This window comes from Bdellovibrio bacteriovorus, assembly GCF_001592745.1.
GTDB classification, from domain to species: Bacteria; Bdellovibrionota; Bdellovibrionia; order Bdellovibrionales; family Bdellovibrionaceae; genus Bdellovibrio; species Bdellovibrio bacteriovorus_B.
Genome location: NZ_LUKD01000001.1, coordinates 1214566 through 1236954 on the forward strand (window position 1 = coordinate 1214566; position 22389 = coordinate 1236954).

Below are 22389 nucleotides of genomic sequence, written 5' to 3' on the forward strand. Positions count from 1 at the left end.
TACATATATCTCATCATGAAGATATTTGAACAGCTCGGCCGTGTTGCCTTAGGAACTCGTGTGCGCTTTTTCGGCGAAAGATTCGCCGATGATGCCACAAAGATTTATGGTCTTTATGACATTGATATGAACCCCAAGTGGTTCCCGGTGTTTTACGTACTTTCTCAGGACGAGGAAAGAACGATCACCTCTATTGCAGAAGAGATCGGACACTCCCACGCCTCCGTCAGCAAGATCGTCAAAGAGATGATTAATGCCCGGCTAATTCTAGAAAAAACGAGCAGTGCAGATAAACGTCGCACGCTGGTCAGTCTTTCGAAAAGCGGTAAGGACATGGCACGCAAGATTGAAGCCCAGTATCTGGATGTCAAAGCCGCTGTCGAAGAACTTTCCGCCCAGTCGAAAAATGATCTTTGGAAAGCATTGGAAGAGTGGGAATATCTTTTCGCGCAGAAGTCCTTATTTGCCCGGGTTGCTGAACAAAAAAAGAAGCGCGAATCAGCGCATGTTGAGATCGTTCCCTACTCACGAAAATACCGTTCAGCCTTTTTAGAGCTGAATGAAGAGTGGATTCGCACTTACTTTAAAATAGAACAAGCGGATCGAGACGCCTTAGGGGACCCAGAAGGTTATATTCTAAAGCGCGGCGGTCATATCTTCGTCGCACTTTTAAATAATAAACCCGTTGGCGTGTGTGCTTTGATTAAACGCGATGACCCAACTTATCCCTATGAGTTAGCAAAGATGGCCGTGGCGCCTGAAGCCCGAGGAAAAAACATCGGTTGGCTTTTGGGAAATGCCATTGTGGATAAGGCCAAAGAACTAAAGGCAAAAAAATTGTTTTTAGAAAGCAATACCATTTTAAAGCCTGCCATCTCTCTGTATGAAAAATTGGGGTTTAAAAAAGTCGTGGGTCCTCCTACACCCTATGAAAGATGCAATATTCAGATGGAACTGAAGTTAAAATAAGCTCCATAAGATTTATCTTGCGCGAAAACAGCCGTTCTTAATTTGACTGGTTTATTTTCCGAAATAGAATCGAAGTCACGACGGAGAACTCTATGCGCAAGATTATTGGCGGTGTCTTTCAATCTCTCGATGGTGTTATTCAAGCTCCCGGAGGCCCCGAAGAAGACCCCACGGGCAGCTTCAAGTACGGTGGTTGGTCCACTTCATTTTGGGATGAACGCATGAACGCTGCTATGGGAGCGGTCTTTGATCAACCCTTTGATCTTTTGCTGGGCCGACGGACTTATGACATATTCGCGGCGCATTGGGGTTATCTTGGCGACAGCGATCCCATCGCCGCTTCTTTTACGAAGTGCGCGAAGTATGTTCTGACCCACGGTGATCAATCTTTAGATTGGAAAAACTCGCATCGCGTTTCCAGCATGGAAGAACTAAAAAAAATCAAAAGTGCGGAAGGACCTGATCTTTTGATACAGGGAAGTTCGACACTTTACCCGGCGCTTTTTGCTGAAAGCTTAATTGATCGTCTTTTCGTCATGACCTTTCCGGTGGTCCTTGGAAAAGGCAAACGCTTGTTCGGTGAAGGAACTCCCGGTGGCAGACTGAAGATGGTGCAAAGTGATATTTCTTCCACGGGAGTTATCATTGCGACTTACGAACCTGACGGCAAAGTTCCCATAGGAGATTTTGGTCTTTCAAAACCAAGCCCCGCAGAACTTCAGCGCAGAGAAAAAATTAAAAAGGGTCAGTGGTAAGAATCCGTCTTTATTCTTGATCCTAACTTTCAACAGTGGTCTGCTTGGTGAGTAGAGTTTTTACTACCGAGGGGACGAATGAGTACAGATGTTCAGGCCGCAGACAATCGACTGTTGAATAGAATTCTTTTAAAAGTTGAAAAAGCCGGAAACGCCTTGCCACAACCGGCGCTGATGTTTTTACTTTTGGCGTTCATCGTCGTCATTGTTTCAGCTATTTTGGCTGCGATGGGAATTGAAGCGACAAATCCCGTCACTAAAGCCGTCATCAAACCAGTGAATCTTCTCTCTGTGAGCGGACTGCATATCATTCTTACGGACATGGTAAAAAACTTCACAAGCTTTGCGCCATTGGGAACTGTGTTAGTGGCCATGCTGGGTTTTAGTTTGGCAGAGAAAAGTGGACTTTTAAGTGCGATTCTTCGCTTGGTCGTGACTAAATCTCCGCGAGCTCTTTTAATTCCCGCTATTTTACTTGCAGGTATTCTTTCGCATACGGCAGGTGATATCGGGTATGTTCTTTTAATTCCCCTTGCTGCGATGGTATTTCACAGTGTGGGTATGCATCCTTTGGCGGGACTCGCTATTTGTTTTGCCGGAGTCTCTGGTGGATTTGCGGCAAATTTTATCATTAGCTCTATTGATCCTTTGTTAGCCGGTCTTTCTCAAGAAGCTGCGCGCGTGATGGATCCGAACTATGTTGTGACTCCGGTTGTAAACTGGTACTTCATGTCGGCTTCTTCGCTTTTGATTATTGTCGTGGGTACCATCATTGGAAAGAAAATCACCATTCCGTATCTAGGAAAATATCAAGGAGATGCTCCGCATGCGGGACCAACAGAACTTAATGCCTATGAGCGCCGCGGTCTTTTATGGTCCGGAGTTGTTTTTGCGATTTTATTAGTTATGCTTCTTCTGGGAACAGTTCCCTCAAATGGTTTTTTAAGAAACCCAGAAAATGGTTCGGTGCTTGATTCTCCCTTCTTAAAAGGCACAATCGCGATCATTTTCATTTTCGGTATCTTAACGGGCCTTGCTTACGGCTTTGGCGCAAAAACATTTAAAAGCCAAACCGATATCACCAATGCCCTTCAAGATTCGATGGCAACTATGGCGCCTTATCTTGTCATGGTGTTCTTCGCCTCCCAGTTTATCGCCTTGTTTGCGGCTTCCAATGTCGGTCTTATTTTAGCGGTGAATGGTTCCGATTTGCTTAAATCAATGGGACTTTCGGCGATTCCGTTGATGATTGGTTTTATTATTCTGATCTGTGTTTTAGATATTTTTATCGGGAGTGCTTCCGCAAAGTGGGCTTTAACTGCCCCCGTTTTTGTTCCCATGTTCATGCTTTTGGGTCTTTCACCAGAGCTGACACAAGCATCTTACCGTGTGGCGGATTCCGTGGTGAATATTATTTCTCCGCTGATGCCTTACTTCCCTTTGATTCTAGCATTTGCGAATAAGTATGATCCTAAAGCTCGCGTCGGTACTTTGATCGCGCTGATGATTCCTTACTCAATTGCATTCTTAATCACTTGGTCCATTATGCTCTTTGTTTGGATCGGCTTTGATTTGCCGCTAGGACCAGGAGCCCACTTAAAATATATTATTCCTGGACAATAGGAATAAAACGAAAGGTCCCATCGCTTCTGCCATGGGACCTTTTTTTTATTTACGCTCGAGGCAGATCGTAACGGTCCAGATTCATCACCTTGTGCCACGCCGACACGAAATCACGAACGAATTTTTCTTTAGCATCGTCCGCTGCATAAACTTCAGACAGGGCCCGGAGCTGAGAATGCGCACCGAATACTAAGTCTACCGCCGTCGCGGTCCACTTGGTTTTTCCTGACTTGTCTTTTCCTTCATAGATGCCGGCTTTTGAAGGCTCACTCCACTCGATATTCATATCAAGAAGATTTGTGAAAAAATCATTGCTTAAGGTACCTGGGCGGTCGGTCAGAACACCGTGGCGGCTGCCCTTGTGATTGATGTCTAAAGCTCGAAGGCCTCCTAAAAGGACTGTCATCTCCGGAGCTGTGAGGTTTAATAGATTCGCTCGATCCAACAACAAGGTCTCTGGTGAAAGCTTAGAACCATCGCGAACGTAATTTCTAAATCCGTCTGCTTTGGGTTCTAACACTGCGAATGAATGCTCATCCGTTTGGTCTTGAGAGGCATCCATACGCCCCGGCAAAAACGGCACGGTCGTGTTATGACCCGCTTTCCGTGCGGCATCTTCAATGGCGGCGCATCCACCTAAGACTATAAGATCTGCCATAGAGATCTTTTTTCCGCTCGATTGGGAACTATTAAAACTAGTCTGGATCTTTTCTAGCGTCTGCAGAGCTTTGCTTAATTCAGCTGGCTCATTCACTTCCCAAGTTTTCTGAGGCGATAAACGAACACGGCCTCCATTCGCTCCACCCCGTTTATCAGTTCCACGGAAGGACGAAGCTGCCGCCCACGCGGTTGCGATCAAGCGAGAATTGCTCAGGCCCGATGAAAGAATTTTTTCTTTCAAGGATTTGATATCTGATTCATCAACGAGTTTGTGATCCACATCAGGAATCGGATCTTGCCACAACTGTGGGGGCGGAACCCAGGGTCCCCAATAACGCGAACGCGGACCCATATCACGATGAAGAAGCTTAAACCATGCTTTCGCAAATGCGTCTGCGAACTCCGCCGGATTTTGATGATAGCGTTTTGAAATCTTATCGTAGTCTGGATCCATCTTAAGGGCTAAGTCGCTTGTTAGCATTGTCGGTGAATGACGTACTTTGGGATCATGCGGATCAGGCACTGTGTCTTTGGCTTCTTTATTTTTAGGCTTCCACTGATGCGCCCCTGCCGGGCTCTTAGTTAATTCCCAATCATAATTATAAAGATGATTAAAGAAATCATGAGACCACTTCGTGGGTTGGGTCGTCCACATGCCTTCAAGGCCGCTTGTGATTGCGTGCGGGCCTTTACCGGTTTTATAGGAATTCTTCCACCCTAAACCTTGCGCATGGAAAGGGCATCCCTCTGGTTCTGGCCCGACATGATCGGGTTTCGCGGCTCCGTGAGTTTTTCCGAAAGTGTGCCCACCTGCAATCAGAGCCACCGTCTCTTCATCATTCATCGCCATACGCGCGAAGGTTTCTCTGATATCGCGTGCCGAGGATTTGGGATCGGGTTTTCCATTAGGTCCTTCGGGATTCACGTAAATTAATCCCATTTGGACAGCCCCAAAAGGTGCGGCTAACTCGCGATCTCCGCTATAACGTTCATCCCCAAGCCAGCTGTCTTCAGGTCCCCAGAAAACTTCAACTGGTTCCCACACGTCTTCGCGACCAAAAGCAAAGCCGAAGGTTTTAAAACCCATCGATTCTAAAGCGCAGTTCCCCGCAAAAACCAAAAGATCAGCCCAGGAAACCTTGCGACCGTATTTTTTCTTAATCGGCCATAGCAGACGACGGGCTTTATCTAAGTTCGCATTGTCAGGCCAACTATTCAATGGAGCAAAACGTTGGGCTCCATCGCCACCACCACCACGACCATCTTCGATACGGTAAGTTCCCGCTGCGTGCCAGCTCATGCGGATGAATAAAGGGCCATAGTGCCCAAAGTCCGCAGGCCACCACTCTTGAGAGTTCGTCATCAGTTGAATGACGTCTTGTTTTAATGCATCCACATCTAACTTTTTAAACTCTTCAGAATACTTGAAAGTATTTTCCATCGGATTAGCACGCGGCGAATGCTGATGAAGAACGGAAAGATCTAATTGATTCGGCCACCAATCACGATTGTTTCTAGGACGAGCCGTCTTCTTTGGCTGCGGTGGAGATATGGCGGGATTTTCACTTTCACTGCGTGGTTCAGACATGAGCGACTCCTTTGAATGTCCTCCACGTTTTCAAAAGTTTTTTAAATTGGAAAGGCTTTAGTATCAGAAGCCTGCGAACATTGTGTTTACACATGTCCGCAAGTAAATGATCATGTTTTTACCAGTATTGTTCCGCAGGACGAATTTCAATCGCTCCACCAAGACGAGCCGCGGGAATTCTAGAAGCTACGGCTACTGCGGCTTCGATATTATCCGCCTCTAAAATACAGTATCCACCGACGCCTTCAGGCATGTATGTTCCAGTTTTTATTTCTAGCTTGCCGTTGCGAACTTGCACCGTTTTCGCAACATTCGGAAGCCCCAGCGGGAGACCCGATACAAGGCCGGCAGTTTTATTAAACTCGGCATAGTCGGCGTAAATGGCCTTTTGCTCTTCATTAGATAAGGCATTCCATTCCTTTGTCCCTGGGAGTGGCGAATATCCCTGGTAAATTAATAATACGAACTTCATAAATAGCCTCCTTTTATTCGTGATTCCAATGGGTTAGGATATAGCAAAAATAATTGCAGTATCCTGTCACATTCTGTAGTGCCCATTCGTCATCCTTGTGACGAATGAAAGTTCACCGATGTGACAAAAAAAAATAAAATGTTGGCGGAGCATGGATAAAAAAGACGGGCTTACAAAAAATTTCGAAGACACGCGCACTCACTTAAAAGCCGTGGCTTATAAAATGTTAGGTTCTGCCGGCGAAGCGGAAGACGCCGTTCAAGAGGCGTGGATTCGATTGAATCATTCTGAATCCGAAAAAATTGAAAATCTAAATGGTTGGTTAACAACCGTTGTCGCCCGAGTTTGCCTAGATATGCTTCGCTCGCGCAAATCGCGCCGAGAAGAGGCTTTGGATCAAGACGACTCAAAAATGCAGATTCAGGATCCGGAAAACTTAGAAGCGAAATTTCTTATCGCGGATTCGGTCGGACCAGCTCTGCTAGTCGTACTAGATCATCTAACACCGAGTGAAAGAATTGCTTTTGTACTTCATGATCTTTTTGAAGTTCCTTTTGAAGACATCGCTCCTATTATTGACCGCACAGAAGAAGCCACAAGACAGCTTGCCAGCCGAGCACGTCGGCGCATCCGCGGCGTCAGTCATTCGCAACAGGATATCGAACGCCAACAAGAAGTTGTGGCGGCGTTTTTAGCGGCATCGCGCGAAGGAAACTTTGAAGCCCTTCTTCGCGTTCTTCATCCAGATGCTGTTCTTCGTGCGGATGAAACAGCGATTAAAGTCGCTGAGATGAATAAAGCTAGGGGCGCACCGCAATTCAAAAAAGAGATCAAAGGTGCTGCCGGTGTGGCAAACACTCTTAAAGGAAAAGCATCAGAGGCAAGATTGGCGTTAATTAACGGCGTTCCGGGACTGACTTGGGTTCCTGGTGGAAAACCCGTCGTGGCGTTTTGTTTCTCTGTCGAGGACGAAAAAATTTCCGCCATCGATATTGTTATGGATAAAGATAAGCTTACAAATATTGAAATTGAAATCATCGAAGCAGGAGAATAAGCATGAGCATTTTTTTATGGGTCCTTCAGTTTGCACTCGCATTTCATACGATCATCGGTGCAGTTTGGAAGTTTTCAAACACCGCAGAAGCCACGATGCCGACCTTAGCTTCCATTCCTCAAGGGGCCTGGATGGCCCTGGCGGTTGTGGAGATCATCGCGGGACTTTGTTTGATCCTGCCTCTGTTTAAAAGAAATCTTGCGAAAGTCGCACCTATGGCGGCAGGCCTTATTGCCGTAGAGATGTTAGCGTTCTGCGCTCTTCATTTATTTTCGGGCAGTTCAGAATATGGTCCGATGATTTATTGGTTGATCGTTGCAGCACTCTGCGGATTCATCATTTATGGTCGCTTAGTACTAAGACCTATCAAGTAAATTTGTCATTCATCGGCGACGAATTTGTGTATAAGCAATGAGGTCGCGAATATGTCCTCCTTTGGTTGAGCTTTTCTAGAGTCAAAAATAAAATGACTCAAAACAATCAAGGAGGAACAAATGCGTTTAGCAATTCTTGTGACTACGGCCATTTTAGGACTTTCTCTTCCTGCACTTGCCGAAAAAGTTTCTGAAGGAAAAATGAAAGAGAATTTAACCAAGCTCGTGCCTGAATCTAAAGTTGTAAAGCAAGACGGAGATGAATTCGAAGTCTCTACAGCGAAACAAACTATCGTTGAAGTGGAATTCAACCGTGATGGAACGGTGGAAGAGGCTTCCGGAGACGCCGCCGTGGCGGGTGACGTTTTCACTCCCGGAAACAATATGATCACTTTGCAACAAGCCGTCGATTCATTGAAAAAAGCCGGTAAAACTCCAAAAGGTGATTGGTCCTATAAGAAGTCCTTCACGAATGGATGGGTTTATGAATTTGAAGGCGTTGAAAACGGCAAAGACATGGAATACGCCGTGAGCGCTAAGGACGGTAAGATCGTCAAAGACAACCGTGATCTGCTTTAATATTTACTAAGCAAAGTCTTTTCATCTTCGCGTGAGAAGACTTTGCTTTTTGTCTATTCAGATCAATCTGCTTTAGACCCTTCAAACATTGTATTTCCGTTTGCCGTTTCCGCAGGAACAGGTTGAACGACATCAAAGTGCTCAACGATCTTTCCATTTTCGACTCTGAAAATATCCACGATGGCTCGGCCTAAATCTTTTTCATCCTTCTTTGAATGAAGATGAAGCGCCACCAAATCACCGTCAGCAAGGGCGCGATAGATTTTTACATGAGACTTAGGATTTTCTTTAAAGTAGCCCTCGAAGTAATTGTAAAAGGCGGCCGCTCCATTGGGAACTTGCGGATTGTGTTGGATGTATTTATCACCGATGTATTTCTTTGCGGCCTCAGTGGGCTTGTGTTTGTTGAACGCAAGTTCGTAGAATTCCGTGACTAACTTTTTATTAGCCTCTTCAGTTTTTTGGGCATTTTGAGTTTTAGCCCCAAGTGCCGTGACGGAAAAGAACAATACGGAGAAGATGCATAGGACTTTTTTGATATTCATTTCAATGCTCCTGTTAAAATTTTTGTTTCGATTTATTTCACCATAGGGAATTTCAAGTGACTAGCCCCTGCGGTCTTCAGTTTGTATATGAACATCAATTAGGACCTATACCGCTGCTTATGCCCCGCTGGAAAAGCAACAGGTGGATTAAGTTAACCAAGCTTCGAAGGTTGGAAGGTTGGATTACTAAATATTCTTAATATAGAGATGTATAATAGATTAATACTCAATTCTCGTAAGACATCTTGCGGAATTCGAGTATGAGGTCAAAATATGCCGCTATCTGGACAAAATTCATCATTTCCAGTATGATCACTATATTATGACGACAAAAACAGTTCGCTTAACAGACAAACAGTTTGAGCAAATCGGGAAGGCCCTAGCGGAGCCTCGTCGTTATATGATCTTAAAGCAGATTGGCTCTTGTAAGAACGACGGCGCGATGTCTTGTAGCGCCCTCCAGGAAGTGCATGAAATTTCCGCCGCCACTCTTTCCCATCACATCAAGGAACTTGAAACGGCAGGTCTTATTGAGATCACTCGCGAAGGCAAGTTCATGCGTATGTCCATTCAACGTGAAGTTTTACATGCCTATTTAGATAAGCTCGCAAAGATTTAATTCGCACCCCATTGCATTTTTAAACATCCCTTCAATTTCTAAGACATTTATATCTATTTGATTTAACTGAGCTTTATAGAACATTTCGATAATTATCTAATCGTCGTATTGACAAAATAAATTTCATTTCGATATTTGTCTAAGTGTCGAACAATAAACCCGGTTTCATCCGGACCAATCAATGGAGTTCTTAAATGAAGAAGTTAAACGGAAAAGTTGCAGTAGTAACTGGAGCCTCTAAAGGCATTGGCGCGGCGATCGCAAAAGAATACGCCGCCCACGGCGCTTCGGTGGTGGTGAATTACTCATCCAGTAAAGAAGACGCGGATCGCGTGGTTAAAGAAATCATCGCTAATGATGGCAAAGCTATCGCCGTTCAAGGTAGCGTTGCCAACGAGAGCGACGTTAAAAGAATTTTTGAACAGACCAAGCAGGCTTTCGGAAAATTAGACATTCTAGTTAATAATGCCGGCGTTTATAAATTTGGCTCCATCGAAGAAGTTACCGAAGAAGAATTCCACCGCCAGTTCAACATCAATGTTTTGGGAATCCTTCTATCTACCCGCGAAGCTGTGAAATATTTTACCAAAGAAGGCGGAAGTATCATCAATGTCAGCTCCGTCGTGAGCACCAGCCCGATTCCAGGCACAGTGATTTATGCTGCCACCAAAGGCGCCGTTGATACGATGACCATCGGACTTGCTCGTGAGCTTGCTCCACGCAAGATTCGCGTCAACAACATTGCTCCGGGTGGCGTCGAAACTGAAGGTTCCATCACACTAGGTATGATCGGTTCCGACTTAGAAAAACAGATCGTTGCTCAAACACCACTCGGACGTATCGGCCAACCACAAGATATTGCAAAAATCGCGTTATTCTTAGCTTCCGACGAAGCTGGTTGGGTTACTGGTGAGCGCATTCATGGCTCCGGTGGCGCCCGTTAATTAATTTTTTTTTCGGACTCGAAGAGGTGCAGGTTGGAACATTTCAGTAGCGAAAACTTAATAGTGATTTTGTTAGCGGGATTTTCCTTCTTGGACCTCTTCAAGCGCAGTGTGGTGCGGATACTTTCTTTTTATAGGAAAAACAATGTCCCTTGAATTCGACGTCGCACATTTATCAACAATCGGGGAATACCGCTCGAAAGAAGAATCAAAAGATTGAATTTTTAGAATAGCGTCAATGAAATCAACTCATCTCAAATAAGCCGAGTTGTGGTTTTTAATTCAGGATTATGGTGAAACGCCTTTACGATGCTAGTTAACGCCACCGTACGCTGAAAAGCGTACGGATCCGGATTTATAACAATAAGTTCTTTGCTACGTGTTGAATAAGTTGCAATCAAGGCGCTAATATCTGCATCATAATCTCCAAGCGAATAGCCCCAAACTATAAGACGCTTTGCGCTGCCTATCCATTCGGATGCTTTCACGTGAGCTTCAATCAATGGATGCATAGATCCATATCTATAAGTACGTTTAACCAACTTTTGGAATTTTTCAGAGGTGCCCTTAAGATCTTCGACAAAAGGTCCTAAATCGAATGCTGTATCCTCGATTACCAACTCAGTGGGAAATACTAAGCTATCGGAAAAATCACATCGGCCATGCAGATGTACAACGTTTTTAAACCTGTTGGAGTTCCAAAGTGTATTATCCCAGTTTGTTGTAATGAATCTCGCGTTTGTTCCTATTAAACTATTTATTACTTTAGATTCTCTCAAAGCCAATTTAGCTTGGTCTTTTTTATACTCATTTGCAATAGCATCTCTTAAGGTAAGAAATCCCTGGATTTGGCTAGCAAGCCCCTCTTTTTCAGTGTCAGCAATACTCATTCCATTTTTTGAACCATTTTTAGATCGAGTCCACTGGGCAAAATGGTATCCTCGGTGAATTTTATATTTATATGATAATATTGATAACTGATGAAATGCCTCTGAGTTTCTTCGTCTAAGATTTTGAACGATATCAGGGATATTTTTATCAGCGACAATCCATTTATCTAATACGTTTCTGAGTGGCCCCCAACCGTTCTCAACTGCACCATTGCCTAACAAAACTACTGTCTCTGAAGATTTATTGTCCGTACGAATTAGCTGATCCGAATTTATTTTCTTCGACACGATATAACCCTATTTGCATATTTCCTTTAGTGCACGCTTCGAAACACAAAGATTTTCCGAAAAGAACATCACCTCTTTTCCCTTACCTACTTTTGCAGCACTATAATTTAGATAATATGTGGCTTTCCTGTACTTCTTATATAGTGTCTTAATTGGCTTTACATCATCATAAGTTACTATCCAGCGAGGTTTTTTTAACTTATCGATTTCTTCAACAATCATTTGATGATCGTCACTTTCATAGAAGTTCAAATAAAGATCTTTGCCTTTGACGTAATATGGAGGATCAAAATATATCAAAGTTTTTTCAGGAAGCGTTGGCCTGAGGAATCTTATTAACTCAACGGCATCAAGATTATAAATTTCAATGCGATCTTTATATTCACCTATTTTTTGAATTCTCTTCATTAAGGTTTCTTTGTAATAACGAGCATCCATCTTCCATTTGCCATTTTGAGCAACACCACCAATTACGCCCGCATCCAATATTCCAGACCTATTGGTTCTATTTAGAAAAAATGTGGCAAAGCCAACTTTTAATAGACCATATTTTTTTCCTGCCCTGTAGATCTCCAATTGTTTTCGCCATGACTTCATATTCACCGGCGTCGTTTCTATTAACTTGCAGAATGCCTTAGGTCTGTTAACTACAGAGTGCCAGAACGCATAGATACGATAATCGATGTCGTTGATTACGATTTTTTGTACATAGTCATTAAACAATAGTGAAAGTGCAACAGATGCCCCCCCAGCATAGGGTTCAACATAGGTTCCACCATAAAGGAGATTATCCTTTATAACACCCTTGAAATAATCAGCCATTTTTCCCTTACCGCCCGGATACCTTAAAGGAGAATAGTGTTCCATTACTTAATGTTCTCCCAAAGAATTTCCATGAGTTTTTGAACATTGTCCCAGGCTGTAATCAGATCTTTAGGCTTCGGAGCATAACGATTACTATGAATATACGCATGTAAAGTTTCAATACCCAAAAATCCGCTATAGTCCTTCATAGCATCTCGCATACCCTTTGAAATAACTTTATCAATTTTTCCCGTATTCGTTAAATGATCAATTACTCCTAATACTTTCTTCTGAAGTGAAGCTGAGTCGCCTCCAGACGAAGATGCTTTAGATAACTTGTGTTCATCTCTATAGCAATCTGCACTCAATTCAATGAAGACCCTTAGCAGAACGGCGCAAGCGTTTACATATTCATCCACTTTTATCTTCTGAAGCTCTTTGTAAATTGCGTTTACCTTGGGGTTGGTAATATGCAGATTGCAGTTTTTTGGAATTAAATTGTTGCGCTCAGTAAAAGTAGATTTTTTACTTGCGCCTACCTTAACACTCGGCTGAGTACGATTTCCAGATTCGCCAGGACGCCATGCTTTTTTTGCTACGATAGATTTATCTGGAATACTGCTCTTAGGAAAATCAGAAATATAGTCTTTACGATCATCTTTGAAGTATATTTTATTTACATTGAAGTCTGGCTTTAATAAATCTTTTGCAACTTGAACTAAGCCCTTCATAACTTCTTTTTTCTCAATATTAGACTCAAGTTGACCATCATGAAGAGTAATACCAAGAAATTCCCTGACATATGGATCTGAAATCAGCCTGTCTAAATTGGTCAGAGGAATATCCCCCAACTTATTTTTAACACTGGCAGGAGTTTCTTTAGAAGCGTTAAGCATTTTAATGACTTGAAGCGCGGTAGAGGTTTTCCCTTCCACTTTTTCATTAAATCGTTCGATTTGTTGTCTATTCCAGTCAACGGTGCCTATTCCATTGTTCTCACCTGTGTGTTTAAGCTTAATCCACTTATTCGCATCTTCTGGATTCTCGTAAACTACACAGTTTACCTCTGTTATGGGATCTTGCTTAAATTGTTCATTAAGCTTTTTGAACTTTTTCTTTAAAGGTTCATGAGCTTGATTATCGATAAGATTGGGGTTCGCGAGTAGCTTGAGAGAGATCGTTCTTCTATTTCCCTCAAGGACATTATACATCCCTTTATCATGTGCTGATGGTGAAACAATCATAACTGCTGATGGATCCATTCCATTTTCAGCAATATGAGATCCTAGATGAAAAAGCTTTTCATTCAAGGCATCCAACATTTTATCAATTGCTTCTTTTTGCCCTGATAGAGGTTCAAAGCGGAAGTTTTCTGTATTTACCAACAGATCATTAACTTTAATTGATTTTACTTTTACCATTAGCATCCATACGAAGATTGTTTGTGTATGCTAAAAGTATATATATTCGCAATTGTTTATGTAAACTTATTTGAGTGTTTCAGCCGTCATGCCTTAGAGACAAGACAATCGTCTTGCTTATTTGAAGTTTAGAAAACAAAAACACAATTTATCTTTAGAACCCATTCCGGATTTCATGGATGGTCATCTAGTCACTACTGGCTCTGTTGCATAAAAGAATTGAAGTGAGCCTCCACTTCAATTCCCGTAAGCTCGTCCTTCTTATACAACTCTTCAGCTAAGAACTTTATCAGTGGTCCTAAAGGGGCTAGTGCTTTAGCGCACTCTGGTATCATGTGATGGATGTATGCCCGAACTTGCAAATTCTGAATCTCGTCCAATGGACCTGGTTCTGGAACTGGCAGAACATCCATCCAACTTCTGTACTCTTCAACTTGCAGAAGACTCTCTGCCCATCTGGCTGCAGTTGCTAGGTCATCACCACCAGGAGTGCATACTTCAAAAAACAAAATCTCGCTGGCATAACCTCCCAAAGAGATCATAATCTTGCGACTGGCATCATTAACGGTGAACTCAGCTTTCTGTTCAGTTGGTTCAAGCGTCATAAATCCAAGATACCTCTCGGTTCCACCAGGTGAGTCCATTTCTTTGAGCGAGACTTTCTGAACGCCTTGGCCACGGAACAATGCCATGACCGCATGGCCTATTTCATGTACCGCGATTTTCAATCTTCTCTGATCCACACTTTAATCTCTTCTGATTGGTTCAACTTCAAGCTAACGTGGTAACGATATGAAGAAGTGTCAAGGAACCCCAAGAACCTTGGAACCTGGGCTCTTTCCCCAGGAGGGGCAGTATCTAATCATTTCAATTATTTAGAACCATTTCCAGGTTCCGAAATTGGTGGAGGCGGGAACACGATTGTCGAACCCACGTGTCCGCATCCGTGTGATGAAAACATCGCTCTTAACTTTATCTATCTTAGATCAAGATGGCATATTTTGTAAACATCAGATACTCCGCCCGTAGCTGGATCAAAAACATGAAGGATTCGGGCTCGTTTCCAGCCAGAATGCGTATGGTGCCATCCAACACCCTTATCATTCCAAATTTTCATCTGGGTGTCGCGCATCAATGTAGCCGTTGCAACCCTTGAGTCCAAAGGTTTGAGATCTATACCCGCTCTGACTGTCAGCTCGTCCCCTTGGTTGTATCGTCGGCGGAGACTCCAGATCGCCTTCCACTCATTGCCAAATTGGCCCAGAGGGGCCCAATATATTGCAACGCCCGCCAAAAGACCTACGGCAGTTCCAATTCCCAACCAGATAATTTCATTCCATCCTATCGTCATTTGAGCTCCTGATTTTGATTATTTTTCTTTACAGGTCGCAAGAATATACTCAAATCACCACTATTCTCCATTCCCTCAATGACCTTTGCGATATTTTGGGAGTATTCTTCGTCACTCATTAAATCAATTTTTTCCGAGGCACCCTCTACGCCAGAAAATATATCCTTGAGATGATTTTTTAAAGTCTTTTTGGAGACGCCCTGACGAACTCGCCGCGCCGGTAACCACTCTCTAGTCACATGTGGAAGCAAGGGCCTTGCGAGATACCTGACTTTAAATGAGCAATAGCCGTAATCGCTAAACTTTTTATCCTCAATCAGGCAAACACTATCGCCATAGGCTAGTGCAAGGTCACCAACTTCAATTTCGGGGTTGGAAATTGATCTGAATAATTCTTCACTTGTTTTCTCACCCGCCATGGATTGTTCAAACAGTAACGCATCACCTGTAGGTTGAACATCGCAAAGCTTATGGGCCACCGAGACTATATGCATGGCAATAAGGCTTCCACGAATAAATTCCTGTTCAATTCTGGCAGATGTTATTTGATTTGAAATGCCTCCAACACTTAGGTGAATGGATCTACTAGGGGATGAGTAACCCGAATCATAGCTCACGCCTAAAGCAAGCTTTTGTTGATCGTTAGCAAGGTTTAAAGCCTTTTTGTAAAGGGCCCTCGCGCTCGCCAAGGCAACTTTCTTTTTATTAAGATCAACATCCGCAAAAAGCCAGAATTTGTCTGAATCTGCAGTCTTTAAGAGATTTTCAAGCTCTTTCAGACAGTCATCAATGGAGTGCTGAGTGTTTTCATTTTCTATCGAATAAAATTCTTTAAAGTCACTTTGAACTCTTAGATATTGATCTAGATATATACCTAGAAGATATAACTGATAAAAATTTTTATCGTTTGTCGAAGTAAAAAGAATTAAATGAGAAAGAAGCTCATTGAATTTTCTTGCCCACATCTGCTGTTCATCTGCAACCGACTCCATAGTTGCACGATAAATTACCTTTGCCGCTTCAAGATCTGATTTATCGATCTCGTCCTCATTCCCACCCAAGAACTCATTCCATCTAATACAGGCCGTAGTAAACTTAGTCACTTCATCAAGGCACGCATATATGAAATATGCCTTTGGATCTGCCTGTGCAAAGCCAATTACGCTATTATAGTTAAGTTCGTCGATATTCAAGGAAGCCCTAAGAGAGTGGGCAGCTCTCAATGGCGTCGTTATAAATATACTTCTTCGTTCTTTTCCCGCCTGTATTTCTGCACTCACTTTTTGTCCTTTTTTAAAATGAAAAAAAACACTTTTAGGAACGTAAGCTTATCGACCAATCTATCCCACATCTATTTCAAATCTTTCAGCAATGCTCCAAACTGATTTAGACCGTATGCACCCAATTTATGTATGGTTTTGATCGCCGTTTCCCGAGCATCAGTCTTTAAAAGCTTCGGTAAAAGAATTTTAGCTTTTTCCAACCAGCCATAAAATCCATGGTCTGCGACTCGGCAATCGACCATAAGGCGAAATACCTCTGCAACTTTTTGTGGATACTTATCAGCCAAATCCAATAATCGCTCCATCACCATGTAGTCGGGAGTGATGTAGTTACAAAGATTTAAAACGACTATTGCTTGGTCCAATGACCATTCATCATCAAATTGCGCAGATTTGAACCACCAACCAAATTCGGCCAATTCAATTCTATCCTTTGGCTCTTTTATCTTTTTGCATTCTTCGACTCTAAAGTCCCAAAAGCTAACAGATCGTTTCACAATATCCGGATCAGGAGCGTGTTTTTCACTTGCGAGTCCTCTGCCAATCATGTCCAACGCTCTTTTCTTAAGATTTGAATCAAGCTTGGAGTACAATTTAGCCATAATTTCAGAGTCGAGCGCAAATTCACCGTACAGATAAAGGGCGATAAGGTGGTCAACCAATCTCTCATCTATCTTTTCTAGTTTCTCATCCTCGCTTAGCTCAAAACGATCTATTGCCAGAGAATAGTGATCTTTAAGTTCTTTAAAGACATTTGTATATGGTTGATTGAAAAGTATGTTCGCGTCCCACGCTGCCGCCCAGTATCCTTTTAGATCATCCTTCGGAAGAATACTTTCTTTGGCGGACTGAAACCACTGCCTATTCAAGGGGAGTAGCCACGGAATCCAACGACCGTAAACAGACCGAACAGATTTTGATTGTTCAAAACGCAAATCAAGGTGTTTGTCTAACGCAGAGAAAAGCTCGGGAGCTTTATCAATCGGTAGCTCAGCTTTAGCCAGGTCAAGGTTTCTTCTCACCCAAAATCCATAGTGAACCGCCGTCTCTAAGGCAACTCCACGAATACTATTGATAGCTGTCTGATAGTAGCCTCGGTCGGATGTGTATTTGTCTTCTACTTCAACTTTAGGATGAATATCGGACAGTCCTAGTGAAATAATACTCCATACCTTTTGTCTCAAAGAGAATGGGATCTCGTTTGTTTCTGAAAGAAGGCCGCGCTCTATAAGCCTACATGCAGCCTGCCGAGACCAGCCCCAACTGGGATCTTTGTCGCCTCCGGGCTTAAACGCATCCTCCTCAGACTCGTCTTGTTGACCACTTGCCCACAAAAGGAAATCAACCACCTTCTCCCATTTTAACGACTTCTTTTCAGCTAGAGCCTTAGCAAAACCTTCTATAATTGCGCGAACATAAGTTTTTTCTAGAAACTGTAGCTGATCTAAGTTGTCAACAAATTCATCTAAGCGCGCAAGTACAACAACTTCCAACTCCCGTCCTAGCCCTTCAATTGATGGACCAAAATTCCACTTGTCTGGTGGAGCCCATTCGTCCAAAAACTTTTTTAACTCGTTGATAGGAAGTGACTTCAATTCATCTGTAGTTTTGGGACTTGTGGGGCCAACCCAACCGGAGCTCATATGATAATGAAAGGTAGGATTCTCGGGGTTGCCGATTTTTGCATGCAGGCGTTCAAAAATTCTTTTATCTTCCCCATGGAGATAATTGCGAATCATATAATAATAATGATACCTAGAGCGTTCATTGGCGTCCTCGTCAATCTCAGACGGGGATTTGTTTTTATTTTGAAATGAAATGTCTGCTGCAATCATGGCAAGGAATTTCTTTTGCTCCGTATTTGATAGCATTGGATAGCCAGCTTCAATCAAAAGCGCATATTCGTGCCAGACATCCAAGCAGTCGAAAAGTTGCTGATCGAGGATAAACTTTGAAGCCAAATCAGCTCTTTCACTCATACGGGCTATGTGAAGTCCAAGACGGCTGAAAATAGGAAAGACTCCTGCGCGAAAATAGTCGCAAAGAGATGCCACAAGGTCAGGATCTTCAGTTAATAGCTCTTCTGATAAGTCTCTTATCCAGTTTATTATGGTATCTTTAATTCCATCATCGCGGTTTTGATCTGAGTTTTCAATTGAGCCTCTCCACATGTAGCTTAGATCTCTAAACTCCCGGTCCTCCTCACGCTCTTCAAACAGAATTGCTTGACGTAATTTTTCACAAAGAAGTTTTATCAATTCTACTTTGTCGTCTTTTTGAAAAGAGGGAGTGATCTCTTTTAGAACTTCATCGTATTCCCATTCGCTTCGTACAATGGGTTGTGCGCGCTTGAAGAAGCTGTCTCCTTCAATTTCTTTTTCAGATTCTCTAAGACCAAGTAAGAAGCTAGAGGTCTCTAATGCTTCCTTTGCAAACCCACCGGCCTTTAACTGCGCAATATAGGTAGCAATCTTAGAGGGTAAAAGAAGAAAGTTTACATCAGGAGACCCAAGCCACTCGATTATCTTTTTATTGAGTTTAACTGAAATCTCAGGTGGCATCTTGAGGGCGGCATCTACAAAATCTTCATGTACTCTAGGATTTTCAGTGGCCGGTACCTTCAAAATTACCTGCATCACTTTGTCTGGCTTCTCAGAGGCAATCTTAACAAGATATCTTGCCGGAGGCCAAAAAGGATACCGTACAGAGTTACCTTCTTTCAAAGGCTCGCTTGGTCGATCGAACTGCTTTAGCTCATCTAAAGGTTCAAGCCAGTCTGGCGACTTTAAATTTTCAAAAAAGAAATCATAGTCAGCTGTTCTTTGGATTTTACTGAGGGCAGCTTGTACATGTTCTTTAGTCGGCATTCGACTCTCCCGCTTCGATAATCTTTTTAATATCGTCTTGCACTTCAAAAGTTCTCGGCTCAAGCCAGTTAAGAAGAAGATATTCAAAGTGCCTTAGGTAGCTTAAAAAAGTTGGCTCATCAGTCGGACCAAAATGAGCAGTTGTAGTGAAATAATCCTGATACTTGATCCATTCTTTTGTTTTTAGGTCTTCAATATCGCTGGGCAGGGGAACGGAGCTAAAGTTTTGCTTTCTTATGACAGCTTGTACTGCATTTCTGCGACCTCTCTTAATTTTTACCTCTGCGCCAAGCATAGATTCAATTTTTACAAGAAACTTTCTTAGGACTCCGTCAACTTCTCCGTTCCATTTCGGATCTCCAGGCCAACGACCCTGTGCGCACATATTTGTCCATTCTTGGTTTACATTATTGACGAAGTCCCCAAGTCTTTGCTTCGCGCCGTCCTCAATAGGAACATCAATCACGTCTGGAAGCTTGCCCATCATCTCCCGAATGGCATGTGCAGTTAAATGTATACGATCTTCGTTGTCACTTTGAGAAAACACCTTAATGGCGGACATATATATTCGAGCTAGAGCTTCACTCTTAACCCTCAAAGCTTTATGAAGTTGAATTTGCATTGGCTCTAAGATTACAGCCGCACTTTCACCACTTGCCATCTGATCTATCTCCATTGGCGCAAATAAACATCCCAGTGTTAACATTATTTAAGACAAAAGGCAGCTCCGTTATGAGGGTTTAGATCTATATCTTAAAGGAAATCAGCGTGTCGCTAGAGGCTTCGCACGGTGGGGCAAGTTATATGGCGTTGGGGGAATTGTTGTTGCATCTGCCCAATGTCGTAAGGAACAAGGCTGGTTAACTAAGACGTTCAAAGTAGGTAGTAGAACGAACTCCGTAAGTGTGAATGAGCCGCTTCAACTTATCACCTCGGGGGGCATCCATGCGCCCGGTTTCAACGTGGGCTATGGAGCTATCAGAAACACCTATGAGGGCGGCGGTTTTTATCATCGAAAGGCCACTCTCGTTACGAAGTTGCTTCAGGAGTCTCGCCGCTGGAGTCATTACGATCCGGTCACTTCGTTTTTTGGTTCTATACTTTCTCGTCTCACTCATCATTTTGCCCCCTTTGTCAGGTTTTTTGTCTAAGTTCTTAGATACGTCCGCAGACAGCCGTTTGGCACTGCAAAAACATGCTAAAAATCGCTGCGGAAGCGCGTTGATAGGGCCGAGATGAACCAAAGGTTGAGCAGTCACTCTGGTGTTCTCAACGCAGATAACTTGTTAAAATCCGTGATGTTGTCTGAAAAAAGAAAACCCAAATATCCTCAGCGGAAATCTGGGTTCTCAAACTTGTGAATTGGTGGAGGTGAAGTATCGATAAGCGAACTCCACTATCATCATGACTTTATTGAACTTTCTGTAAAAACACCAGCGCGAATATTTGAAAAATGTGCTCCTCTTTACGAAAGCGGACTCTCTATTCGAGATATAGAGGAGCGAACAGGCATTCCAAAATCCACCGTGTGCGAAACTTTGAAAAAGAACGGAATGGCGTTGAGAAATCCTCTCAATGGAAATGCAATCCACATAGATCGACTACATACGAAGCGCGGTGGTCACACGCCATACGGCTATGCCTACCTTGATGGAAAGCTTCTCATTGATCCAAAAGAACAAATTATTGTCAGAAAAATTTTGAAGCTTCACCAATCAGGGCTTTCAGGGAATGCCATTGCAAAAGAATTGAATCGCCAAAAGATTCCAAGTCGAACTGGCAAATCATGGAGTCCGTGTGTGGTCAGAAGAATTATTAAAATTAACCAATCCAACAAACCAAACAATAGGAGGACTAAATGAACAGTCTTATCAAAATCGCAGTCGTATTAACTTTTGCCGCCGTTGCCAGTGGCAATCTTCCAGCCGTCATCAACCAAGTCCGCAAAGGCACAGTTTCAGCTTCAAGAATCCAAGGCATCGAAGTGGCCAAAAGCTATGCGCATGCCTACCGATTGAAATAAAAGAAGAGAGTAAAAACATTCAAGATGGGAAGCGCGTCTTGTTATAGAGCGGCCCTTGGTAGTGAGCAAAGGCCGTTTTTAAATTACAATTCTAACGAATGCCCGCTTTTCTTCGATCCACCAAGTCCTTTAAAACCGGACGAAACGCACCGTCGTATTTAACTTTACGCATCCACTCCTCCAGAGAACGCACACGATCAGGCAAAATGTTGTCCAGCATTTCGTAATCGCGAGTCACGATGTCATCATGCCATGCGGACCACCAGCCAGAAAAATTCTCCCAATAAGTTTGTCCTGTCGTCACTTTGGCGTCAGGTGTTTGCGCCCAGGCCGCAGGCGCATCTTTTGGCATTGGAGATTTCGCAAAAAAATCCTGCAAGCTTAAGTCGATAAACACGGCCTTTTTCCCGGTAACTCGCTGCACACAATCGACAAGATTTTTCCAACCGACATGTTCTGTTGCGACCTCTAAGTCAAGACCGTCTGATTTTTGTGGGTGATCGAAAATCCAGCGTGCATATTTACCGATATCTTCCAAATGTACCATCGGCACATGTCCCTTGCCGATCGGATGCGCGTAGATAAGTGTGCCATCTTCTTGCAACTTTGGCACAAACACGCCATCAAACAACATTTCCATGTACGGACCTGATGTCAGAACAGAAACTTTCATCGTCTTTGTTTTATTCTGCAAAATAAAATCAGCAACGCGTCCCTTTGCATCGTAGTGCCCACAACGATATTTAGAATTGTAACCGCCTTTTTTAACTAAATAATCAAGACTGCCCCACACATAATGCTTTATGCCAGTTTCAATAGCGATCTCAAAAGTCCTGATTCCCCAATAAGTTTCATTAATTTCACCAATCGCAAACCCATCAAGATTGCAGTAGACCCCATCGACCTGTCTGAAGGCCGCGTAAATATCTTTTTCATTCAGCGTGTTCCCTTGAAATGCGGAGACACCTGGAAGGCTTAATAGTTCCTGTGCATGCTCTGAAGACAGATTGCGCGTAAAGATGACCACTTCATACTTTTTATCATGCACCAGGGCTCTGACGACCGTAGAACCCTGTGCTCCTGTAGCCCCAATGACGAGGATCTTCTTAATCATAAATTGAACTCCTTATTGAAATAAGACGTCTTTGTCTCAAATACTTATAAAGTTGTAGAGCACAATTAACAATGTGAGCCGCAGTTTTCAGGCTGAGGCTACATACTTAAGCCATTTCAGAAAAATTACACGCTCTTCTTTTTGTCAACAGGCTTAGAGATAAAAT

At 43.0% G+C, this 22389-nt stretch carries 23 protein-coding genes; 10 read left to right on the forward strand and 13 right to left on the reverse strand.

Annotated features, from left to right (window positions below):
* The first annotated feature begins 15 nt into the window (after nucleotides 1-15).
* From AZI87_RS05795 to AZI87_RS05805, 3 genes are all read left to right on the forward strand, one after another.
* Nucleotides 16-969: a bifunctional helix-turn-helix transcriptional regulator/GNAT family N-acetyltransferase gene (locus AZI87_RS05795; protein ID WP_063205437.1), complete on the forward strand. Its 954-nt coding sequence runs from the start codon at nucleotides 16-18 to the stop codon at nucleotides 967-969.
* A 92-nt stretch (nucleotides 970-1061) separates the two neighbouring features.
* Nucleotides 1062-1724, forward strand: coding sequence for a dihydrofolate reductase family protein (locus tag AZI87_RS05800; RefSeq protein ID WP_063205438.1), 663 nt, complete (start codon nucleotides 1062-1064; stop codon nucleotides 1722-1724).
* A gap of 78 nt (nucleotides 1725-1802) precedes the next feature.
* Nucleotides 1803-3347 carry an AbgT family transporter gene (locus AZI87_RS05805; protein WP_063205439.1) on the forward strand — a complete coding sequence of 515 codons (1545 nt, stop codon included), beginning with the start codon at nucleotides 1803-1805 and terminating at the stop codon, nucleotides 3345-3347.
* Between the two features lie 49 nt (nucleotides 3348-3396).
* Here AZI87_RS05805 and katG read toward each other — a convergent pair whose 3' ends face one another.
* Both katG and AZI87_RS05815 read right to left on the reverse strand, forming a co-directional pair.
* Nucleotides 3397-5595, reverse strand: a complete 2199-nt coding sequence (gene katG, locus AZI87_RS05810; RefSeq protein WP_063205440.1) for a catalase/peroxidase HPI — start codon at nucleotides 5593-5595, stop codon at nucleotides 3397-3399.
* A 118-nt stretch (nucleotides 5596-5713) separates the two neighbouring features.
* The gene (locus tag AZI87_RS05815) at nucleotides 5714-6067 is read right to left on the reverse strand and encodes a YciI family protein (protein ID WP_063205441.1); all 354 of its coding nucleotides are present in this window, start codon (nucleotides 6065-6067) and stop codon (nucleotides 5714-5716) included.
* A 151-nt stretch (nucleotides 6068-6218) separates the two neighbouring features.
* On the opposite strand from AZI87_RS05815, the gene AZI87_RS05820 reads away from it, so the two are divergent.
* The 3 genes from AZI87_RS05820 (at nucleotide 6219) to AZI87_RS05830 (ending at nucleotide 8074) form a co-directional block, all read left to right on the forward strand.
* Complete coding sequence (locus AZI87_RS05820; protein ID WP_063205442.1) at nucleotides 6219-7121, forward strand: sigma-70 family RNA polymerase sigma factor; 903 nt, start codon at nucleotides 6219-6221, stop codon at nucleotides 7119-7121.
* A gap of 2 nt (nucleotides 7122-7123) precedes the next feature.
* Complete coding sequence (locus tag AZI87_RS05825) at nucleotides 7124-7495, forward strand: DoxX family protein (RefSeq protein ID WP_063205443.1); 372 nt, start codon at nucleotides 7124-7126, stop codon at nucleotides 7493-7495.
* 120 nt (nucleotides 7496-7615) lie between these two features.
* Nucleotides 7616-8074 (forward strand): PepSY domain-containing protein, encoded by a 459-nt coding sequence (locus tag AZI87_RS05830; RefSeq protein WP_063205444.1) that lies wholly within the window; start codon nucleotides 7616-7618, stop codon nucleotides 8072-8074.
* Between the two features lie 62 nt (nucleotides 8075-8136).
* Here the strand turns inward: AZI87_RS05830 and AZI87_RS05835 are convergent, their stop codons facing one another.
* Entirely contained in the window at nucleotides 8137-8619 is a 483-nt protein-coding gene (locus tag AZI87_RS05835) for a nuclear transport factor 2 family protein (protein WP_063205445.1), read from the reverse strand.
* Between the two features lie 322 nt (nucleotides 8620-8941).
* Between AZI87_RS05835 and AZI87_RS05840 the strand changes: the two genes are divergently transcribed.
* On the forward strand, nucleotides 8942-9238 hold the full coding sequence (locus tag AZI87_RS05840) for an ArsR/SmtB family transcription factor (RefSeq protein WP_063205446.1): 297 nt from the start codon (nucleotides 8942-8944) through the stop codon (nucleotides 9236-9238).
* Between the two features lie 194 nt (nucleotides 9239-9432).
* A complete protein-coding gene (locus AZI87_RS05845) occupies nucleotides 9433-10182 on the forward strand; it encodes an SDR family NAD(P)-dependent oxidoreductase (RefSeq protein ID WP_063205447.1) in 750 nt (249 codons plus the stop codon).
* Nucleotides 10183-10436: 254 nt separating this feature from the next.
* On the opposite strand, the gene AZI87_RS05850 is transcribed toward AZI87_RS05845, so the two are convergent.
* The 9 genes from AZI87_RS05850 to AZI87_RS18415 all read right to left on the reverse strand — a co-directional run bounded on the left by AZI87_RS05850 (nucleotide 10437) and on the right by AZI87_RS18415 (nucleotide 20207).
* The gene (locus AZI87_RS05850) at nucleotides 10437-11360 is read right to left on the reverse strand and encodes a hypothetical protein (protein ID WP_063205448.1); all 924 of its coding nucleotides are present in this window, start codon (nucleotides 11358-11360) and stop codon (nucleotides 10437-10439) included.
* A 9-nt stretch (nucleotides 11361-11369) separates the two neighbouring features.
* Nucleotides 11370-12227 carry a DNA adenine methylase gene (locus AZI87_RS05855; protein WP_063205449.1) on the reverse strand — a complete coding sequence of 286 codons (858 nt, stop codon included), beginning with the start codon at nucleotides 12225-12227 and terminating at the stop codon, nucleotides 11370-11372.
* On the reverse strand, nucleotides 12227-13585 hold the full coding sequence (locus AZI87_RS05860) for a hypothetical protein (protein ID WP_063205450.1): 1359 nt from the start codon (nucleotides 13583-13585) through the stop codon (nucleotides 12227-12229). Before AZI87_RS05860 ends, AZI87_RS05855 begins: the two co-directional genes overlap by 1 nt.
* A 194-nt stretch (nucleotides 13586-13779) precedes the next feature.
* Nucleotides 13780-14328 (reverse strand): hypothetical protein, encoded by a 549-nt coding sequence (locus AZI87_RS05865; RefSeq protein WP_063205451.1) that lies wholly within the window; start codon nucleotides 14326-14328, stop codon nucleotides 13780-13782.
* 233 nt (nucleotides 14329-14561) lie between these two features.
* The gene (locus tag AZI87_RS05870) at nucleotides 14562-14936 is read right to left on the reverse strand and encodes a hypothetical protein (RefSeq protein ID WP_063205452.1); all 375 of its coding nucleotides are present in this window, start codon (nucleotides 14934-14936) and stop codon (nucleotides 14562-14564) included.
* A complete protein-coding gene (locus tag AZI87_RS05875) occupies nucleotides 14933-16216 on the reverse strand; it encodes a hypothetical protein (protein ID WP_063205453.1) in 1284 nt (427 codons plus the stop codon). Before AZI87_RS05875 ends, AZI87_RS05870 begins: the two co-directional genes overlap by 4 nt.
* 71 nt (nucleotides 16217-16287) lie before the next feature.
* On the reverse strand, nucleotides 16288-19086 hold the full coding sequence (locus tag AZI87_RS05880; RefSeq protein ID WP_063205454.1) for a hypothetical protein: 2799 nt from the start codon (nucleotides 19084-19086) through the stop codon (nucleotides 16288-16290).
* Nucleotides 19076-19792 (reverse strand): hypothetical protein, encoded by a 717-nt coding sequence (locus AZI87_RS05885; RefSeq protein ID WP_155722499.1) that lies wholly within the window; start codon nucleotides 19790-19792, stop codon nucleotides 19076-19078. The genes AZI87_RS05880 and AZI87_RS05885 overlap by 11 nt, the downstream gene beginning before the upstream one ends.
* A gap of 154 nt (nucleotides 19793-19946) precedes the next feature.
* Complete coding sequence (locus AZI87_RS18415; protein ID WP_155722500.1) at nucleotides 19947-20207, reverse strand: helix-turn-helix domain-containing protein; 261 nt, start codon at nucleotides 20205-20207, stop codon at nucleotides 19947-19949.
* A 432-nt stretch (nucleotides 20208-20639) separates the two neighbouring features.
* Between AZI87_RS18415 and AZI87_RS18420 the strand changes: the two genes are divergently transcribed.
* Both AZI87_RS18420 and AZI87_RS18100 read left to right on the forward strand, forming a co-directional pair.
* Nucleotides 20640-20948: a recombinase family protein gene (locus AZI87_RS18420; protein WP_063205457.1), complete on the forward strand. Its 309-nt coding sequence runs from the start codon at nucleotides 20640-20642 to the stop codon at nucleotides 20946-20948.
* The gene (locus tag AZI87_RS18100) at nucleotides 20945-21109 is read left to right on the forward strand and encodes a hypothetical protein (RefSeq protein ID WP_155722501.1); all 165 of its coding nucleotides are present in this window, start codon (nucleotides 20945-20947) and stop codon (nucleotides 21107-21109) included. Before AZI87_RS18420 ends, AZI87_RS18100 begins: the two co-directional genes overlap by 4 nt.
* A gap of 91 nt (nucleotides 21110-21200) precedes the next feature.
* Here the strand turns inward: AZI87_RS18100 and AZI87_RS05900 are convergent, their stop codons facing one another.
* Nucleotides 21201-22223 (reverse strand): NmrA family NAD(P)-binding protein, encoded by a 1023-nt coding sequence (locus tag AZI87_RS05900; protein WP_063205458.1) that lies wholly within the window; start codon nucleotides 22221-22223, stop codon nucleotides 21201-21203.
* Between the last annotated feature and the right edge of the window lie 166 nt (nucleotides 22224-22389).

Excerpts from the sequence above, each read along its gene's own strand:
- AZI87_RS05835 (WP_063205445.1), bottom strand. The coding sequence starts at position 8,619 with ATGAATATCAAAAAAGTCCTATGCATCTTCTCCGTATTGTTCTTTTCC.
- AZI87_RS05830 (WP_063205444.1), top strand. The coding sequence starts at position 7,616 with ATGCGTTTAGCAATTCTTGTGACTACGGCCATTTTAGGACTTTCTCTT.
- AZI87_RS05870 (WP_063205452.1), bottom strand. The coding sequence starts at position 14,936 with ATGACGATAGGATGGAATGAAATTATCTGGTTGGGAATTGGAACTGCC.
- AZI87_RS05885 (WP_155722499.1), bottom strand. The coding sequence starts at position 19,792 with ATGTTAACACTGGGATGTTTATTTGCGCCAATGGAGATAGATCAGATG.
- AZI87_RS05805 (WP_063205439.1), top strand. The coding sequence starts at position 1,803 with ATGAGTACAGATGTTCAGGCCGCAGACAATCGACTGTTGAATAGAATT.
- AZI87_RS05900 (WP_063205458.1), bottom strand. The coding sequence starts at position 22,223 with ATGATTAAGAAGATCCTCGTCATTGGGGCTACAGGAGCACAGGGTTCT.
- AZI87_RS05795 (WP_063205437.1), top strand. The coding sequence starts at position 16 with ATGAAGATATTTGAACAGCTCGGCCGTGTTGCCTTAGGAACTCGTGTG.
- AZI87_RS05840 (WP_063205446.1), top strand. The coding sequence starts at position 8,942 with ATGACGACAAAAACAGTTCGCTTAACAGACAAACAGTTTGAGCAAATC.
- katG (WP_063205440.1), bottom strand. The coding sequence starts at position 5,595 with ATGTCTGAACCACGCAGTGAAAGTGAAAATCCCGCCATATCTCCACCG.
- AZI87_RS05845 (WP_063205447.1), top strand. The coding sequence starts at position 9,433 with ATGAAGAAGTTAAACGGAAAAGTTGCAGTAGTAACTGGAGCCTCTAAA.
- AZI87_RS18420 (WP_063205457.1), top strand. The coding sequence starts at position 20,640 with ATGGCGTTGAGAAATCCTCTCAATGGAAATGCAATCCACATAGATCGA.
- AZI87_RS05820 (WP_063205442.1), top strand. The coding sequence starts at position 6,219 with ATGGATAAAAAAGACGGGCTTACAAAAAATTTCGAAGACACGCGCACT.
- AZI87_RS05880 (WP_063205454.1), bottom strand. The coding sequence starts at position 19,086 with ATGCCGACTAAAGAACATGTACAAGCTGCCCTCAGTAAAATCCAAAGA.
- AZI87_RS05860 (WP_063205450.1), bottom strand. The coding sequence starts at position 13,585 with ATGGTAAAAGTAAAATCAATTAAAGTTAATGATCTGTTGGTAAATACA.
- AZI87_RS05825 (WP_063205443.1), top strand. The coding sequence starts at position 7,124 with ATGAGCATTTTTTTATGGGTCCTTCAGTTTGCACTCGCATTTCATACG.
- AZI87_RS05855 (WP_063205449.1), bottom strand. The coding sequence starts at position 12,227 with ATGGAACACTATTCTCCTTTAAGGTATCCGGGCGGTAAGGGAAAAATG.
- AZI87_RS18100 (WP_155722501.1), top strand. The coding sequence starts at position 20,945 with ATGAACAGTCTTATCAAAATCGCAGTCGTATTAACTTTTGCCGCCGTT.
- AZI87_RS05815 (WP_063205441.1), bottom strand. The coding sequence starts at position 6,067 with ATGAAGTTCGTATTATTAATTTACCAGGGATATTCGCCACTCCCAGGG.
- AZI87_RS05800 (WP_063205438.1), top strand. The coding sequence starts at position 1,062 with ATGCGCAAGATTATTGGCGGTGTCTTTCAATCTCTCGATGGTGTTATT.
- AZI87_RS18415 (WP_155722500.1), bottom strand. The coding sequence starts at position 20,207 with ATGATGAGTGAGACGAGAAAGTATAGAACCAAAAAACGAAGTGACCGG.